Origin of the sequence: Streptomyces albidus (ex Kaewkla and Franco 2022) (genome assembly GCF_013870515.1) — a bacterium.
Lineage (GTDB): Bacteria > Actinomycetota > Actinomycetes > Streptomycetales > Streptomycetaceae > Streptomyces > Streptomyces albidus.
This window is the reverse complement of record NZ_JACBXA010000008.1, coordinates 12,333-29,171: the sequence shown is the minus strand read 5'-3', so window position 1 is coordinate 29,171 and position 16,839 is coordinate 12,333. Positions and strand designations below refer to the sequence as shown.

Here is a 16,839-nt window from a genome sequence, read left to right as displayed (position 1 = left end):
GTTACCGGTCAGTGCGACGGTTCGACGGCGAGAGGGGCCCGGCCGCACCCGGCCGGGCCCCTCGTTCACTGCGGGACTCCTGCTGTCACAGCTCCTTGATCCGCACGTCCCGGTACGAGATCACGTCCGTGACGCCGTGGACCTGGAGACCGATGTAGCCCGTGGAGTAGCGGCGTCCGTCGGTGCCCGGGTCGTCGTCCCTCGGCGGTTCGAAGACCTGGCCGCCGTCGTTGTCGAACTCGTTGATGAGCACGCCGTTCCGGTAGATGGAGTAGTGCTGGCCGACGACCTTGATCTCGTAGTCGTTCCAGGTGCCCTTGGGCGTGACGCCGGCACCGCCGAGGCCCACACGGTCGAAGCCGTAGACCGAGCCCGTCTTGTACATGTCGCCGTCGGGCCGGTCGAGGATCTGCAGCTCGTGCCCGTACTTGATGGCGACCCACTCCGGCCGGGACTCCTCCGGGTTGTCGTGGACGTTCGGGAAGCGGGCGAAGACACCGGAGTTGGCGTTGCCGTCACCGGGAGCGTCGTCGCGGAACTGCAGCTTCAGCGAGTAGTCCCCGTACTTGCGCTTCGGGTACCACAGCATCCCCATGCCTTCGACTTCGGTGCTGCTGGTGATGCTGCCGTCGTCGTTGAGACCGAAGGCGCCGCCGCCGACCTGCTGCCACCGGTCGAAGGACTCCTTGGTGCCGTCGAGCAGCTTCTTGTACCCGGTCTGCTGTCCGGGCTCGCCGATGCCGGAGTCCTTCGCCGCGCGGTTGATGAGCTTGTGCTCCCGCGCGTCGAGCACTTTGTCCTCGAGCAACTCGTCGGTGACCGCGGTGACGTGCTTGAGGAACAACGCGTGCGAGGACCAGTCCTTCTCGTCCTCGATCAGCTCGCCGACGGTGCAGCGTTCGCCCGTCATGCGGTTGGGCACGCCGGTGTCGATCTCACCGACGAAGACCGTCAACCGCTCGTCGAACTCCGGGCAGTCGGGCGCAGGCACGCCTCCGCCCGGCACGACGTCGAATGACTCCGCGACGGCCTGAGAGGTGTTGCCGGCCTTGTCCGTCGCCCGGTGGGCGACGCTGTGATGACCGGCCCGGTCGACGACGACGGGGTCGGCGTAGGCGAGGAACGGGCCCCCGTCGAGGGAGTATTCGACCTTCTCCACGCCCGAGCCCTCGTCGGTCGCGGTGAGGGTGACCGTCGCCTTGCCCACATAGGCGCCGTCGGAGTTCTTCCTCCCCTCCGTCTCGGCGACCGTCTCCGGCGCCGTCGTGTCCTCCTGGGGCTGCTCCACGACGGTGAACTCGACGGACTCGGCCTCGGCCGCGTTGCCCGCCTTGTCGGTCGCCTTGAAGTGGAAGGTGTGCTCGCCCGGCTCGTGCACCATCACCGGTGCGGTGTAGGGCTGGAACTCGCCGTCTCCCAGGGCGTATTCGACCGTGTTCACGCCCGATCCCGCGTCGGATGCGGTCACGGTGACGGTGGCCATGCCGACGTATGCGCCCTGGTCGTCCTGCTCACCGTCGACTGTCGCGGACGTCTCGGGGGGAGTCGTGTCGTCCGTCGGCGGCGCGACGACGGTGAACTCCACCGTCTTCTCCTCCGCCGCGTTGCCGTCCTTGTCGGTGGCTCTGTACCGGAAGGTGTGGGTGCCGACTTCGTGCACCATCACCGGCTCGCTGTAGGCCTGGTATCCGCCGTCGCCGAGGGCGTATTCGACGGTGTCGACGCCCGATCCGGCGTCGGAGGCGGTGACGGCGACAGTGGCCATGCCGATGTACGCACCGTCGGCGTTCTGGTCGCCGTCCACCTTCGCCGACGTCTCCGGCGGCGTGGTGTCCTCGCCCCCGCCGCCGTCGGTGACCACGAGCGTGCCCTGCATCTGGCCGTGACCCGGGATCGTGCAGTGGTACTTGTAGGTTCCGGGAGTCAGCGTGACCTCCACGGAGTGCTTGCCGCCCTGTGCGTCCGAGGGGTTGGCCAGGATGTTGACGTTCACGTCGTCGTTGTAGTCGGGGTCACTGGTGACGAACGTCAACGTGTGCGGCATGGACGTGGTGTTGCCGGTCGCCTCGCTGTTCTCGAAGACGATCGTCGCCGCCCCGGCGACGGCCGTCTCCGGGGCCGAGGTGTACTGGGTGATGTCGTCGCTCGCGGTCCAGTTCAGCACCTGTTCCGCGCGCGTGCCGCCGCCCTGCGGGGGCTGCTGCCCGTACGCGGGCGTCGACGTGAGGCCCAGCATCATCAGCAACGCCGCGAAGAGCGCCGTGACAGCTGTACGCCCCCTGCGCCGTCGCCTTGCGGCGGGTGTCGTCCGTGAGGTCGGAATCATCGGGCCGCCGCCTTTCCGATCACGTCGCCGGCCGAGGGGGTGGTCTCGCCGCCCTGGTAACTCACACGCCACAGCGCGGACTTGTCGTCGGACGTGAAGAACCCGCGCCCGTAGTCGAGGACGTAGAGCGAACCGTCGGGAGCGAACTTCCAGTCCATCAGGTTGCGGATGCCGTCCTCACCGATCGGGATGATCTTGCGCAGGCTCTCCGCGTGCACGGGGAGGGCGCCCGTCTTGTCGCCGTCCGGCATCACCACGGCGTGCCTTGGTTGTTCGGAGTCGTAGAAGTCTCCGACGAACCACTTGCCGTCCCAGTACGCCGGCCACTTCTCCTTCGAGGCGGTGTCCTTGTCGAAGCGGTAGACGGGGCCGTCCATCGTGGCCTGGCCGCCGCCCTTGAGCCACGGCAGCAGCAGCTCTTGCTCGTCCAGCTTGTAGCTGGGCACGCCGTTCTCATCGCGCGGATAGTCGGGGCCGCCGCCCTGCGGCGAGTACCAGATGTTGTTGGGCTGCGCCGGCGGGATGTTGACGAGCCCGTCGTTGTTCGGCGACTCGTTCTTGAGGTTGTCGCAGTCGTACCAGCCCAGCGGCTTCTCAGGGTCCGGCAGATTGCGGTCGCGGTAGGGCTGCTCGTTGCCCATGCAGTACGGCCAGCCCTGGTTGCCCGCATGCGTGATGCGGGCGAAGGTGTCGTACTTGGCGGGACCCCAAGTGGTGCTCGGCTGGCCCGCGTCGGGGCCGACCCATCCCGCGTAGAGGACGTCGGTCTTCGCGTCGATGGAGATGCGCGCGGGGTTGCGGACGCCCATCACGTAGATCTCACCGCGTGTCTTGCCGCCCCCCTCGTCGGTCTCCTCGCCGGTGAAGAGGTTGCCCTCGGGCAGCGTGTAGGTGCCGTCGTCCTCGGGGTGTACGCGCAGGATCTTGCCGTTGAGGTTGTTGGTGTTGCCCGCCGTGCGGCGTGCGTCGGCGAAGGAGACGCCCTTGAAGTCGGGCTCGGGGTTGTTGCCCGAGTAACCGTCGCTGAACTGCGAGGAGTTGTTGTCCCCGGTCGCGATGTAGAGGTTGCGCTTGGAGTCGAAGGCCATGCCTCCGCCCGCGTGGCAGCAGCTGTGCACCTGCACCGGCCACTCGAGCAGGACCTTCTCCGAGGACTCGTCCAGCTTGCCGGTCCGGGCGTCCACGGTGAAGCGGGAGACGCGGCGCTCGGCCATGTGCGTCTCGCGGTTGAGCTTCGAGTGCGGCGTCCAGTGAAGGTACATCCAGCCGTTGTCGGCGAAGCCGGGGTCGAGCGCGATGCCGAGCAACCCCTCCTCCACCTTGACCAGTTCGTCGCCGCCGCCCTTGTTGCCGAAGACGGTCAGCGAGCCCACCGGCGACGACTTCTTCGTCGCCGGGTCCCACACGTGGACGGTGCCCTGGCCCTTGCCGATCTGGGGGTCGTCCCAGTCGGTCACCACGGGAGCCTCACCGTCGCCGCCGCCGCGCCCGATGTAGAAGACCCGTCCGTCCTCGGCGGTCACCAGGCCGTGCGGCTCGCCGATCTGGTCGGACTCGCCGGGCTTGTTCGGCGAAGTGACGCGTTCGGCCTTGTAGTTGGAGGTGATGGTGGCCTGGCAGTCGGCGCGGGCGAGCCGCGTCGTCCACATCAGCGCGCCGCGCAGGTGGGAGCGGAAGTCGGCTTCCTGATAGCTGTCGGACGTGCCGCCCATGCCGGTGTAGAAGGACCGCCCGCCGTCGTAGTCACGGCACCACGAGACGGGGTGGTCCCAGCCCAGTGCGCCGTCGCCGGGAGAGTAGGTGTTCTCCCGCACGCGGGCGACCGTGTGGACCGAACCGCTCGGGTTCTTCTCCCAGTTGAGCCACTTGTCGGGACGCTTCCACTCCTTGGGAAGGTCCTTGGTCGCTGGGTTGCCGCGGTCGCCGACCTCGACGGTGGCGCGCTGTGCCTTGTCCGGGCTTGTGGCTGAGGGGCGGGCGCCCACCAGGCCGGTGAACCAGTCGGAATAGGGCTCGGCGCGGGCCGCGTCGTGGACGCCGAGGAATCCGCCGCCGGTCTTCATGTAGCTCTCCAGACCCGCCTCCTGGGCCGGGTCGAGCACATCGCCGCCGCCGGTGAGGAAGACGACCGCGTTGTAGCGGCCGAGCTTCTCGGTGGCGAAGACGGACGGGTCGGCGGTCGCGGTGATGGTGAACCGCTCGGCCGCCGGGCCCTGTTGGCCGATCTTCTCGATCGCTTCGATCCCGGCGTCGACTGTCGGCGGTTCCTCGCCGGCGGAGCCGTGGAAGACCAGCACCCGTACGTCCTCCCCGCCCGGCGGGCTGGGGAGTTGGAGCCTCGGAGACGATTCGTCGGGTGCGGTGCCCGCGAGAGCGGGGGAGCCGCCCAGCAGGGAGGCGGATACCGCCCCCGCCATGAGCGCCGCGAGCCACCCGCGCCGGTACCTCTGCCGTGACGTGCGCAACCCTCGTAGAAGTGAGGGTTTTTGCCGCGGTTCGAGCCGCATGACTGCTCCACCCCTCTTAAGTCACAGAAACGACGATGAAGTTAGACGTCTTTCGGTGGAACGCCAAGAGCTATGACCAGGATTCAACGAACTTTGTCCTGGATATGGATAAACGAGGGCCGTGGCGCTACCGTCCTTCCCGGCTCAGCCCCCAACACCTCAGCGCACAACAGGAGTTCAGGCCGTCGTCGAAGAGGGAGCAACGGTGACCGAGACGCCAGGGACGCAGCCCGAGAAGCCCGAAAGCATCGACCGCCGGGGTTTCAGCAGACGCCTCCTCGCGGGAACGGCCGCCGCCGCGATCGGCCCGGCCGTCCTGGGCCCCGCGCAGGCCGCCTCAGCCGCACCCGCGTCCCCGGAGGCGGCCCCCACTGCATCGGCGGCCGCCGTGCGCCGCGCGCGAGCAGGCGGCGAGGTGCGCCATATGAAGCTCTTCGCGGAGAGGCTGGCGGACGATCAGATCGGCTACGGCCTGGAGAAGGGCAAGGCCACAGTGCCGGGCCCGCTGATCGAACTCGTCGAAGGGGACACCCTGCACGTCGAGTTCGAGAACACCACCGACGTCGCCGTCAGCCTGCACCCGCACGGCGTCGACTACGACCGTGCCAATGACGGCACCAAGATGAACGACAGCGTCGTGGAGCCGGGCAAGAAGCGCACGTACACCTGGCGTACTCACGCTCCGGGCAAGCGCAAGGACGGCACGTACCGCCCGGGAAGCGCGGGTTACTGGCACTACCACGACCACGTGGTGGGCACCGAGCACGGCACCGGCGGCATCCGTGCCGGGCTCTACGGGCCGGTGGTGGTGCGCAGGGAGGGCGACATCCTTCCGGACGCCCAATTCACCGTCGTCTTCAACGACATGACGATCAACAACCTGCCCAAGGGCCCGGACTTCAAGGTCACCGTGAACGACCGCGTCGAGATCATCATGATCACGCACGGGGAGTACTACCACACCTTCCACATGCACGGTCATCGCTGGGCGGACAACCGCACGGGTCTGCTGGAAGGCCCCGGCGACCCCAGCCGCATCATCGACAACAAGATCACCGGTCCGGCGGACTCCTTCGGCTTCCAGATCATCGCCGGCGAGGAGGCGGGAGCGGGGGCGTGGATGTACCACTGCCACGTCCAGAGCCACTCCGACATGGGCATGGCCGGACTGCTGCTGGTCGCCAAGCCGGACGGCACGGTGCCGGGTCACGACGGCCACGATCACTGACGCCTGAAGTGTGTTAGGTTGTACGAGTTGCAGTTTTGGTACCCATGACTTGTGTGCGCCTGATGGTTGTGACCTTCGGGCGCATTTCTGTTTTCCGGTCTTTCTGGATGGGGTCAGGGCGGCGACGGTGCTCCGCGAGGTGCGGGGCTCCAGCTTTTGCCTTTGAAGGAGATCGCATGGCATCCGGCACCGTGAAGTGGTTCAACTCGGAAAAGGGCTTCGGCTTCATCGAGCAGGAGGGCGGCGGCGCTGACGTCTTCGCTCACTACTCGAACATCAACGCCCAGGGCTACCGAGAGCTCCACGAGGGCCAGAAGGTGACGTTCGACGTCACGCAGGGCCAGAAGGGCCCCCAGGCGGAGAACATCGTTCCTGCCTGATCTCGGAGCAGACCCGGCCGGGGCCCGCACCTTCGAGGTGCGGGCCCCGGCTCATGCACGGATCGCAGTACTCCGAATTTCCGGCTCGTTCTTGTGGTTCTCCGTACGGCCGAATTGCCGCGGAGCCCTCCTCGACGCGTGCCGACCGAGGAAGGTTCCCAGGTGAATCCCAGCAGGACCCGCTCCACCCGACAGCGCCACGCCCGCCCGCGCAACGCGGCGCCCAAGCGCAAGCCGCTCATCGCACCGCAGAAGGACTTCGCGCTGCCGGTGAGCACCACTCCCGCTCTGCCCCCGGTCGAGCGCTTCGCCGACCTCGACATGCCCGAGCAGCTGCTGTCGACGCTGACGGCGCAGGGCGTGACCGTCCCGTTCCCCATCCAGGGATCCACGCTGCCCAACTCGCTCGCGGGCCGCGACGTCCTGGGCCGCGGACGCACCGGGTCGGGCAAGACCCTCGCCTTCGGGCTCGCGCTGCTCGCCCGCACCGCCGGTCGCCGCGCCGAATCCCGTAGGCCTCTCGCTCTCGTCCTCGTGCCCACACGGGAACTGGCCGAGCAGGTCGGCACCGCGCTCGCCCCCTACGCCCGGTCGCTGCGCCTGCGTACGGCCACCGTCGTCGGCGGGATGGGCATCTCACGCCAGGCCGGCGCCCTTCGTGACGGCGTCGAACTGGTCGTGGCCACCCCGGGACGCCTCAAGGACCTGATCGAGCGGCGTGACTGCAGCCTCGGGGACGTGCGGATCACCGTCCTCGACGAGGCCGACCAGATGGCCGACATGGGCTTCCTGCCGCAGGTCACCGCCCTGCTGAAGCAGGTGCCGGACGACGGCCAGCGCATGCTCTTCTCCGCCACCCTGGACCGGGACGTGGACCGGCTGGTGCGGATGTTCCTCAACGACCCGGTCGTGCACTCCGTGGACGCCCCGGCGGGCACCGTCACGGAGATGGAGCACCACATAGTCCACGTGGCGAGTGCGGACAAGATGAGCACGGCCGCGCGCATCGCGGCCCGCGACGGCCGGGTCCTGATGTTCCGTGACACCAAGCGTTCGGTGGACCGGCTGACGAAGGACCTGCTGCGCAGCGGCGTACGGGCGGCGGCGCTGCACGGCGGTAAGTCGCAGCCGCAGCGCAACCGCGCGCTGGAGCACTTCAAGAACGGGCACGTGACCGTGCTCGTGGCCACCAACGTCGCCGCGCGGGGCATCCACATCGACGACCTCGACCTGGTGGTCAACGTCGACCCGCCCACCGACCACAAGGACTACCTGCACCGCGGAGGCCGTACCGCCCGCGCCGGTGCCTCCGGAAGCGTGCTCACCCTCGTACTTCCCGAGGAGCGCCGCGAGTTGAACCGTCTCGTCGCCGCCGTGGGGGTCACCGCGAAGACCGTCACGGCCGCCTCGCGGGACGCCGACCTGACACGGATCGCGGGCGCACAGGAGCCGTCCGGAGTTCCGGTCATCGTTGCCGAACCCGTCCCCGCGCGTGCCCCCGGCACCGGCGGCGGTCGCAGCGGCGGCAGCCGGACGCGGGCGCCGCGACACCAGCCGGACGCACACAGCGACGCCGAAGCCGACCACGGATGACAAGCGCCGTGAGCTGCTGCGGCGCCTGGCCGCCGTCGGCGAGGCCCCTGCCTCAATCCGCCAGGCCGCCGACGCCCTCGGCTGCCGCCAGGCCAAAGCCAAGCAACTCCTGGCCGCCGAGGGCCTGCTCACGACTTCCGGCTCCACCGGCAACGACCGCACCACCAACCAGAAATGAGGTACCGCACCGTGTCCGACGAGACCATCCGCTACAGCCGCTGGCACACACCACGCGTCGCAGCAGCCAACGCCCTCGACGTCCTGGCGAGCCTGGCCGACGTCGTCTGCGTCCTGCCTGGCTTGTACGCCGGAGTCATCGCCGCATCCGCCGCCATCGGCGACTCACCCACCCACAGCCCCTCGGACGCACCCGGCCTGGCACTGGTCGCGCTCGCCTGCTTCGGCGCCGGACGAATCATGCGTCTCGCCCTGAGCGCACCGGCGAAGCGGCTGCATCCCGACTACGGGCACATGCCTGGCTGGGCCGTCCCCACCCGCATCCGCACCCGCGTGCACAACCACCTCACCAAGCTCGGTGAGGCCCGCGCACGGACGATCGCCGACGACCTCGACCTACACCACAGCACCGTCACCTCAGCCCTGCGATACATGGCCACCGACGGGCTGGCCACCAAGAGCCGCTCAGGCATGTGGAGGTTCACCCCGCATACCCGGGCCGAAAGGCCGCAGGTCCCCGTCGCTCCTGGTGGGGCGGGTGAGGAGCGGTGAGTCGCCGTCAAAAAGCGCGTCGGCAGCGCGAGGCCGCGCACTTCGCGGCCAAGCGTGCCGCAGCACCGACCGCTGCCGCCGGGGCGGCCGTCGCCTTCGACCAACTGCGTGCCAGCCTCGCCGACCTGCCCGGCGACCAACGCGAGCGGGCCTGGCAGCAGGTCACCGACGACCTCGACGCCTGGGCCCAGCACTTCACCCGGTCTCACGCAGCGTGAGCGGGTGCGTGAAGTTCACAGCGACATTCACACGCCCGCCCACGCCAACGCGGAGGCGCGCGCAGGCGCGCACGAACCGCCGATCACAACACGTCACAAAAGTTGATCTTGAAGGGAGCTGAATCCATGTCGTTCTTCGACGCTTCGATCTCTGTAACCGTCGGCGTTCTCTGCCTCGTCGCCGCCGTGCTGCTGCGGACGGTCGGCCGCCGAACAGCCCCGCGGCTGACAGCACTGCTCGTCCTCGCCGGTGTCGTGGGCATCGTCGGCACACCCGTGGGTGGCTGGCTGCGGACGGCCGTCGGCTGGGCCGACACAGCCGTGAACACAGTCATCGGCCGCTACACCGGCGCCGCCGCGATCAGTCTGATCGGCCTCGTGGCCTTCGCCGTTCTCTCCTTCGACCTCGTCCTGAGGTCCGTCTCCAACCGCACGCTCGCCTCCGCGGCCGTGCTGCCGGTGGCCGGGGTCTCCATCCCCGGCACGGCCGGCGCCGTGGTCATGGGCGTCGTCGGCGCGATCGCCGGCGCCTTCGGAGCCATCGGCGGCTTCCTCTTCTAACCGCCCCGCCACGTGCCAACCCAAGCCACTCAACTCCCTTGGAGGTGAGGCCCTATGGGTCTCCTGATCATCGTCCTCGCGCTGTGCTGGGCCGTCGGCGACGGCGCCAGCAACGCCACCAGCAGCGTCCGAGACAACTACCGCACCGGACGCGACCGCCGACACCAGAAGGCCGACAGGCGCCGCAAGCTCGCGGCCCGCGGCGGCGGCCCCGCCCCGCGCAGCGCGAGCACCGGCGTGAAGGTCGCTTCCGGCGCGACCACGATCGCCGTCGGCGGCTTCCTGATCACCCGCGGCTTCATCGACGGCTTCCGCGCCGGATGGCCCAAGGGCAAGGAACGCGCCCGCCGTTGGGCCGACACCCGCAAGAACGGCTCATCCGAGACCTCGGAAGGAGACAGCGGCGGTACCCCGCCGCCCGACGGCGACGGGCCGGCGCCGCTCGCCAAACCCAGTGCGGACGACGCCGGCGGCAAGGCGACCGTCCACGTCATCACCAGCGCTCCCTCAGCTACCCCACCCAAGACTCCCGCCGCCAAACCGGGCGGTGGGCCCACCCCCGCTCCTGCCTCTGGAGGTTCCGCAGCCATGTCCATCAACACCGTCACCGGCGGCGAGGTCCACAACTTCGACCAGCTGCTCGCTGAACTCAACGCCATCGCCGTCGAAGCGCACGCCGAACTGGAGGACGCCCAGGCCGACGCCGAACGCGCCAACCAGGACGCCCAGCGCATCGAGACCATGGCCGGCTCGCTGGCCGAACTGCACCTGGACAGGGAGACCCTCGAAAAGATCAGCGCGCTGGCAGACGCTTCCAGCACGCGACTGGAAGCGGCCAACGCCAGGGCCGTCGCGGCGGAGACCCGCGCCAGCGGCGCGATGGCCACCGCCCAGCACGTCCAGCAGACCCACCAGGCCCTCGCCGAGGCATACGCCTCCGCTCCTGAGGGCGGCGCGAAGAAGGAGTTCTACACCGCCTGAGCGACCGACCGGTCCGGCCCCGGCACGCCTTGCCGGGGCCGGACCCCAAGCCCGCTCATCTCCCGCCGTCCGCAGTCCCGTTCAAGGAGCAACCTCGGCATGCTGCGTCGTCGCCCCCGCATCGTCATCCGCCGCTCGAAGCTGGAGACCGCGATCTCCACCGCCCGCGCGCTCTTCCGTACGGGCCGCGGCATCGTGCGCTTCTCCTGGCGACACCGCCGCCCCCTCGCCCCCGTCCACGCCGCGATCACTCTCGGCACCCTTGGTGCGGCCTGCGGTGCAGCAGCCGACGGGTGGAAGACCGCCCTGCTCCTGGACGTCGGCCTGGCCGCAGGCACCGCCTGGTGGCTCCGGCGCCGCACGACCAAGGGCCGGCCCCTGCGTCGCAACGAGCGTGCGTACGCGCTGACTTCCGCCGGCACCGCTGGCGCGCTGCTGCTGGCGATGGCTGCCCGTGGCGGGATCGCCCCGCCCATGCCCGGTCTGCTGCTGGTCTGGCTGCTGGCCACCGGCATCCCGTGGTGGTGGCACCACCGCATCCGAGGCGACGCCGAAGGCAGCCTCGGCGAAGAGATCGAACTGTGGGAAGCCCGCGTCGCCCACGACCGCGGCGTGCTCACCGGCTCCTGGCTGACGGACCTCACCCTCCGCGCGGACGGCAACGGCTCCAGCGCCCTGATCAATCTGCCGCCCGGCGAACTGACCACCGACCAGGCCATCGCCTCGACGGGCCGCATCGCCTCCGCCTTCGGCGTTCCCGCATCGTCCGTGGTCATCGAAGCAACCCGCGAGGGAGCCAATGACAAGGCCGAACTCGCCCTCTACCGCACCAACCCGCTCCAGGCCGTGCACTACTGGCCCGGCCCCCACCTGCTCGACCACGAATCCGGCATCGCCCCCATCGGCGTCTACCCGGACGGCGGCCACGCCCTCTACCGCTTCTGGCGCCCCGGTTCCGGACCCGTCCACGACCTCATCGCCGGCACCACCGACGCCGGCAAGTCCCGCCTGCTCGACCAACTCCTCGCCTACGAGCGACACTCGCCGCTGACGGTCTCCTGGGTCATCGACCCCCAGCGCGGCCAGTCCCTCCCGGACTGGCAGGACGCCGTCGACTGGTTCGCCGACTCCGTCGCCGAGGGCAAGAAGCTCCTCAAGGCAGCCCAGCGCGAGATGTACCGCCGCAACAAGCTCCTCGCCCGCATGGAATGGACCGACGAGAAGGGCCGACTGCGCCGCGGCAAAGCCTCCTTCACCCCCACCGAAGAGCTGCCGCTGCTGTGCCTGACGATCGAAGAAGCGCACGCGGTCCTCGCCGACCCGGCAAACGTAAAGATCGTTGAGGATCTGGCGAAGATGGCCCGCAAGTGCGGCATCAAGCTCCGGTTGGTTACCCAGGTCCCGCTGCTCTCGCAGTTGGGCAACTCCATGACACTGCGGGACATGGTCGCCGCCGGCAACGTCGTCGTCCTGCGCACCGCCAACCGCCTGTCCGGGCAGGTCTCCTTCAACGGCACCATTCCCGCCGACCCGCACGCCCTGCCGCGGGAGTTCCCCGACGGCACTTCCAGCTCCGGGCTGGGCTACAGCCTCGGCCCGCAAGCCCGCTCCTCAGTGATGCGCACCCACTACGTCGAAGACCCCTTCGAGTGGGCCACCACCGGCGAGACCACCGCCCTGCCCGCCGATGCAGTCGAGAGCGTCGGCAAGGACTACGCCACTTGGCGACAGCGCCGCGACGAGGAATGGAGCACCCCCGAACCGGAGGTCCTCGAGGAGCCGGTCGAGGAGGAGCCCGCAGCCGCCTTCGCCCCGGTCGTCCCGGCCGACGACAGCGCCAAGGACGCCATCTGCGGCTACCTCGCCGAGCGCGGCCAGGTCCGCACCGGGGTCATAGCCCATGACCTCGACATCCCGCTGCCGACCGTCAGCCAGTCCCTGCGCCGCCTCGCCAACGAAGGACGCGTCACCCGCGTCCGGCACGGCGTCTGGGCCGCCACCGAGGGCACTGACGCCGCCGAGCGCGACGAAGCCGCCTGACCCCCAAATTCCCCTTGCCCACAGCCACTTGTGGAAGGCCCGTACGTGAGCCAGCAGACCCAGCACGACCACTCAGACAACATCCGCCCCTTGCGCCCCGACACCCGTGGCATCGAGGCAGCCATGCCGCACGACCAGCAGGCCGAACAGGCCGCCCTGGGCGCCATGCTGCTGGCGCTCCCCGGTACGGGCGGCAGCCAGGACCAAGTGATCGCAGACGTCACCGCGTTGATCAGCGCGGAGGACTACTACCGGCCCGCACACGCCACTATCCACGCCGCGATCCTCGGCATGCACGAGCGCGGCGAGCCCGTCGACCCGATCACGCTTATCAGCCACCTCACCAAGAGAGGCGACATCAACCGCGTCGGTGGGCCGGGCTACGTGCAGTCCCTCGCCCAGGCCGTCCCAACGGCGGCCAACGCCGAGGAGTACGCCCGGATCGTCGTTGAGCGTGCGAAGCAGCGGCGCCTCATCGAGGCAAGCACCCGGGCCGCCGCCGTGGGTCGAAGTGGCAGTGACGACGTCGACCAGGCCGCGGCCGACGCCGAAGCTGAGTTCGTCGCCATCCGCACCGAGGAGCGCTGGCCGGCACCGATCCCCCTCGGCACCCATGCCGCCCTGCCCACCTTCCCCGTGGACGCGCTGCCCGGCTGGGTCGGTGAACACGTCGCCGCGGTCGCCGAGTTCACCCAGACCCCGCCCGACATGGCCGCCACCATGGCTCTCGCCGCGCTGTCCACGGCGGCCGGTGGTCGCGTTCACGTACAGATCCGCCCCGGCTGGGTCGAGCAGTCCAACCTCTACCTCGTCTGCGCGATGCCGCCGGCCTCCCGCAAGTCCGACGTCTTCGCGCAGATGACTGCCCCCATCTACGAGGTCGAGAAGCAGCTCCAGGAGGGCTCACGCGCTGCACGCGTCGAAGCCCAGACCGCCAAGGACGCCGCCGAGGCCGAAGCCGACGCGCTCATGGCCAAGGCACGTAAGCCTGACCAGGCCGCCGAGCTGCTGGTCGCCGAAGCCTCCGCCGCCCGCATGCTCGCCGAAGACATCGTCGTGCCGCCCAAGCCGCGACTCACCGCGGCCGGCGACATCACACCGGAACCGCTCACGCATCAACTCGCCGTGCATCGGTGCCTGGCCGTGCTCTCCCCCGAAGGCGACCTCTTCGACATCATCGCCGGCCGCTACAGCGCCCGCCCCAACCTCGGCGTCTTCCTCAAAGGCCACAAGGGCGAACGCCTGGAGACCGACCGCATCACCCGCGAACAGCCCTCCATCGACAAGCCCGCACTGACCATCGGCATCACCCCGCAGCCCTCCGTCCTTCAAGACCTCGGCGACGCCCACGGCGCCCGAGACCGCGGCCTCCTCGCCCGCTTCCTCTTCGCCTTGCCAGCCTCGAACCTCGGCTACCGCAAGACCCGCACCGCGCCCGTCCCCGAAACCGTCGCCCGCACCTACGCCGCACGGCTCGACGCACTCCTGCGGACGCTGACCGATCTTCCCGAGCCGGTCACCCTGACCATGGACGCCCGCGCCGACCAGGCCGTCGAAGAGCTCCAGGCCCAACTCGAAGTCCAGCTACGACCCGGCCAGCACCTCGAGCATCTCCAGGACTGGGCCGGAAAGCTGGTCGGCACGACAGCCCGCGTCGCCTGCCTGCTCCACCTCTCCGACAACCTCAACAACGGCTGGGGCCAGCCCCTCACCGCCGAGACCGTGCACCGCGCTGCCGCCATCACCGGCTACTACACCGAGCACGCCCTGGCCGTCTTCGACCTCATCGGCTCCGATCCCGCCACCGAAGACGCCCGCACCATCCTCGACTGGCTGTCCCGCCCCAAGTCCGATGGCACCCACCGCCGCAGCATCAAACGCCGCGACGCCGTCGCCGCCTCCCGCCGCTTCCGCACCGTCACCCAGGTCGACCCCGCCCTCCAACTCCTCGAAGCACACGGCTACCTGAAAGGCGAACAGCCGATTCATTCCGGCCAGCGCTGGCGCCCCGAGACGACTACGTACCGCGTTCACCCGTGGCTCCACAGGCCTGTGGACGGTGCCGATGCCCGCTAACCGTCAGCACTGTCAGCAGAAGTCTCCCACCAGCACAAACGCATGCCAGCACAGCGTCAGCAAACGTCAGCACTGTCAGCAGAAGACCGGGCTTTTGCTGACAGTGCTGACACCTGCTGACACCCGTCAGCACAACGAAACCGCAGGTCCGCGACTTTTGCTGACAGTGCTGACGGTCTACGCCCTCCGAGCCCGTCCGCCGCCTCCGCACTCACTCTCCGCAACGACCTCACGCGGCCGAAAGCCACCGGCGACCGCCATGCGCATCCGGCACGGAACGACTGCCAACACACAGTCGGCCACCTCGCCCAGACACCTAGACGTGCTCGACATCAACCGGCCAACACCCCGACCGCGCACCCGGCGCCTCGTCCGCCTCTACGTCACCCGCCGACAAGCGCCGCGACCACTAAGGAGTCAGACACCCGTGACCAAGACGACCCCCGCCGAACCGCCCGAGGATGACGGTGACCAGAGTGAGAAGCGCCGGCGCCGAGCTGGAAGGAGAAAGGGTCCCCCCGACCCCTCAGCCCTGCGCGATGGCGTGAAGAAGCGAGGATCGACGTGGTCGTACGTGATCCGGATCTACGACCCGAGCATCGGTAAGACCAGGCCCACTTGGGTCGGCGGCTTCCAAACCGAAGACGAGGCAAAAGCCGCCCGCGACGAAGCACGGGTCAAGGCCCGCAACGGCCTCTACGTGAACCGCAGCACCATCACCGTCGGCGAGTTCCTTGCCGAATGGCTCGATGTCCACGCGGCGGAAGTCAAGCCGCGCACTCTCGACGGCTACCGGTGGCTCATCGAGCGGTACGTACTGCCGCACATGGGCAAGGCACGACTGCAGTCAGTGCGGCCCGCGACCATCACGAGGTTCTACCTCCAACTCCAGGAGAACGGCGGCAAGAACGGCCGGTCTCTCTCCGCTCGGACTGTGGGCCATGTGCACGCAGTGCTTCGGAAGGCATTCCGGGACGCCGTGCACATCGACCAGCTCTTGGCTAGCAACCCCGTGGAGCGTGCGAAGCGCCCGCGTCGCGAACGCCGGGGGCCCGGTGATATGTGGACAAAGACCCAGCTCCGGACCTTCCTCCACCACGCATCGCAGCACCGCATGGGCACCTTCTTCCATCTCGCCGCCTACACCGGAGCCCGCCGCGGAGAGCTGCTCTTCCTCCGTTGGTCAGCAGTCGATTTCGATCGCCGGGAAGTGGCGATTCGCGGCAGTGCCGGCTACATCAGCGGCCGACGAATCGAGGGCTCCACCAAGACGGGCCGCAGCCGCACAGTGAGCATCGACCGAACGACCATAGAAGTGATGAAGCAGCACCGCGCGATGCAGGATGTCGAGCGCGAGAAGCTAGGTATGAGCCCAACCGAGCCGGACGACTTGGTGTTCGCCAACGAGGCCGGCGAGCCCCTCCATCCCGACACCGTCTCGTCTCTCATGGCGAAGCTCATCACGAGCTTCAACGCACAGCCGGACGGCGAGCCGCCGGTGAGTCCGCTGCCACGCGCACGACTTCACGACCTCCGGCACCTCCACGCGACCACCCTTCTCATGGCGAAGGTGCCAGTCCATGTCGTCGCCATGCGGCTCGGACACCAAGATCCGTCTATCACCCTCCGCGTCTACGCCCACGTGATCGTGGACCGCTCCGTCGACATCGCAGACCTCTTCGAGAGGGAGCTGAGGCCGGGCGACGAAGACGAGTGCTAGGCCGGTGCACCAACAAGGCAGGAAGTCAAACGAACCCACGCTCTGAGCTTGGGAATCACCGTGCAGATCGGGCTAGTTGGCTCCTGAGTTGCAAGAGGGGAACTGTCTCATCGTCGCACGGCTCTTCCAACGGCCGCTGTTGACCGTGGTTTGCCGCCTCTTCTGGGTGCGCATCTGGTGCGGTAGCCGTGCAGCGAACACGAGGCCGGTTACGCCGTTGTTCAACGTGACCCAACCGTCTTGGTACGACCAAGGTTATTCGCCCAGGTCCTTCCCGTGGCCTCACCAGACTGTTCATCAGGCTCGCTGAGCGCGCCACGGCTCCACGTGATGACACCTTTTCCGCTGGGTATAGCCGCCGAGAACGTTCGCGCTGACGGAACCCCAGAAGGGCGCGGACTCGCGGAAGTGCCCGCCCCCCGTGTGCCAGTGGACGCCGGGGTAGGCGCGCCGTAGGGACTGGAGAGCGGCCGAGGCGAG

Annotated in this window: 12 protein-coding genes; 10 read left to right on the top strand and 2 right to left on the bottom strand. The window is 68.9% G+C overall.

Annotation, left to right across the window (positions count from 1 at the left end):
- Positions 1-85 precede the first annotated feature (85 nt).
- The gene (locus H5J26_RS03040) at positions 86-2,326 is read right to left on the bottom strand and encodes an OmpL47-type beta-barrel domain-containing protein (protein WP_181764090.1); all 2,241 of its coding nucleotides are present in this window, start codon (positions 2,324-2,326) and stop codon (positions 86-88) included.
- Positions 2,323-4,743, bottom strand: a complete 2,421-nt coding sequence (locus H5J26_RS03035; protein WP_235980359.1) for a ThuA domain-containing protein — start codon at positions 4,741-4,743, stop codon at positions 2,323-2,325. Before H5J26_RS03035 ends, H5J26_RS03040 begins: the two co-directional genes overlap by 4 nt.
- A gap of 337 nt (positions 4,744-5,080) precedes the next feature.
- Here H5J26_RS03035 and H5J26_RS03030 point away from each other — a divergent pair, with 337 nt between their 5' ends.
- The 10 genes from H5J26_RS03030 to H5J26_RS02985 all read left to right on the top strand — a co-directional run bounded on the left by H5J26_RS03030 (position 5,081) and on the right by H5J26_RS02985 (position 16,359).
- On the top strand, positions 5,081-6,061 hold the full coding sequence (locus tag H5J26_RS03030; protein ID WP_181764116.1) for a multicopper oxidase domain-containing protein: 981 nt from the start codon (positions 5,081-5,083) through the stop codon (positions 6,059-6,061).
- A 176-nt stretch (positions 6,062-6,237) separates the two neighbouring features.
- Positions 6,238-6,441, top strand: a complete 204-nt coding sequence (locus H5J26_RS03025) for a cold-shock protein (RefSeq protein ID WP_181764088.1) — start codon at positions 6,238-6,240, stop codon at positions 6,439-6,441.
- 162 nt (positions 6,442-6,603) lie between these two features.
- Positions 6,604-8,034: a DEAD/DEAH box helicase gene (locus H5J26_RS03020; protein ID WP_309237754.1), complete on the top strand. Its 1,431-nt coding sequence runs from the start codon at positions 6,604-6,606 to the stop codon at positions 8,032-8,034.
- A 189-nt stretch (positions 8,035-8,223) separates the two neighbouring features.
- On the top strand, positions 8,224-8,763 hold the full coding sequence (locus H5J26_RS03015) for a hypothetical protein (protein ID WP_181764086.1): 540 nt from the start codon (positions 8,224-8,226) through the stop codon (positions 8,761-8,763).
- Positions 8,760-8,981, top strand: coding sequence for a hypothetical protein (locus H5J26_RS03010; RefSeq protein WP_181764085.1), 222 nt, complete (start codon positions 8,760-8,762; stop codon positions 8,979-8,981). The genes H5J26_RS03015 and H5J26_RS03010 overlap by 4 nt, the downstream gene beginning before the upstream one ends.
- A 126-nt stretch (positions 8,982-9,107) precedes the next feature.
- Positions 9,108-9,542, top strand: coding sequence for a hypothetical protein (locus H5J26_RS03005; protein ID WP_181764084.1), 435 nt, complete (start codon positions 9,108-9,110; stop codon positions 9,540-9,542).
- Between the two features lie 54 nt (positions 9,543-9,596).
- The gene (locus H5J26_RS03000) at positions 9,597-10,523 is read left to right on the top strand and encodes a hypothetical protein (RefSeq protein ID WP_181764083.1); all 927 of its coding nucleotides are present in this window, start codon (positions 9,597-9,599) and stop codon (positions 10,521-10,523) included.
- 99 nt (positions 10,524-10,622) lie between these two features.
- Positions 10,623-12,563 carry a hypothetical protein gene (locus tag H5J26_RS02995; RefSeq protein WP_181764082.1) on the top strand — a complete coding sequence of 647 codons (1,941 nt, stop codon included), beginning with the start codon at positions 10,623-10,625 and terminating at the stop codon, positions 12,561-12,563.
- Between the two features lie 45 nt (positions 12,564-12,608).
- Positions 12,609-14,639, top strand: a complete 2,031-nt coding sequence (locus tag H5J26_RS02990; RefSeq protein WP_181764081.1) for a DUF3987 domain-containing protein — start codon at positions 12,609-12,611, stop codon at positions 14,637-14,639.
- A 427-nt stretch (positions 14,640-15,066) separates the two neighbouring features.
- Positions 15,067-16,359 carry a tyrosine-type recombinase/integrase gene (locus H5J26_RS02985; RefSeq protein ID WP_210770954.1) on the top strand — a complete coding sequence of 431 codons (1,293 nt, stop codon included), beginning with the start codon at positions 15,067-15,069 and terminating at the stop codon, positions 16,357-16,359.
- Positions 16,360-16,839 lie beyond the last annotated feature (480 nt).

Bases quoted from the DNA above. Each gene is read 5' to 3' on its own strand.
- H5J26_RS03005 (WP_181764084.1), top strand. From the start codon at position 9,108: ATGTCGTTCTTCGACGCTTCGATCTCTGTAACCGTCGGCGTTCTCTGC.
- H5J26_RS03035 (WP_235980359.1), bottom strand. From the start codon at position 4,743: ATGGCGGGGGCGGTATCCGCCTCCCTGCTGGGCGGCTCCCCCGCTCTC.
- H5J26_RS03025 (WP_181764088.1), top strand. From the start codon at position 6,238: ATGGCATCCGGCACCGTGAAGTGGTTCAACTCGGAAAAGGGCTTCGGC.
- H5J26_RS02995 (WP_181764082.1), top strand. From the start codon at position 10,623: ATGCTGCGTCGTCGCCCCCGCATCGTCATCCGCCGCTCGAAGCTGGAG.
- H5J26_RS03000 (WP_181764083.1), top strand. From the start codon at position 9,597: ATGGGTCTCCTGATCATCGTCCTCGCGCTGTGCTGGGCCGTCGGCGAC.
- H5J26_RS03040 (WP_181764090.1), bottom strand. From the start codon at position 2,326: ATGATTCCGACCTCACGGACGACACCCGCCGCAAGGCGACGGCGCAGG.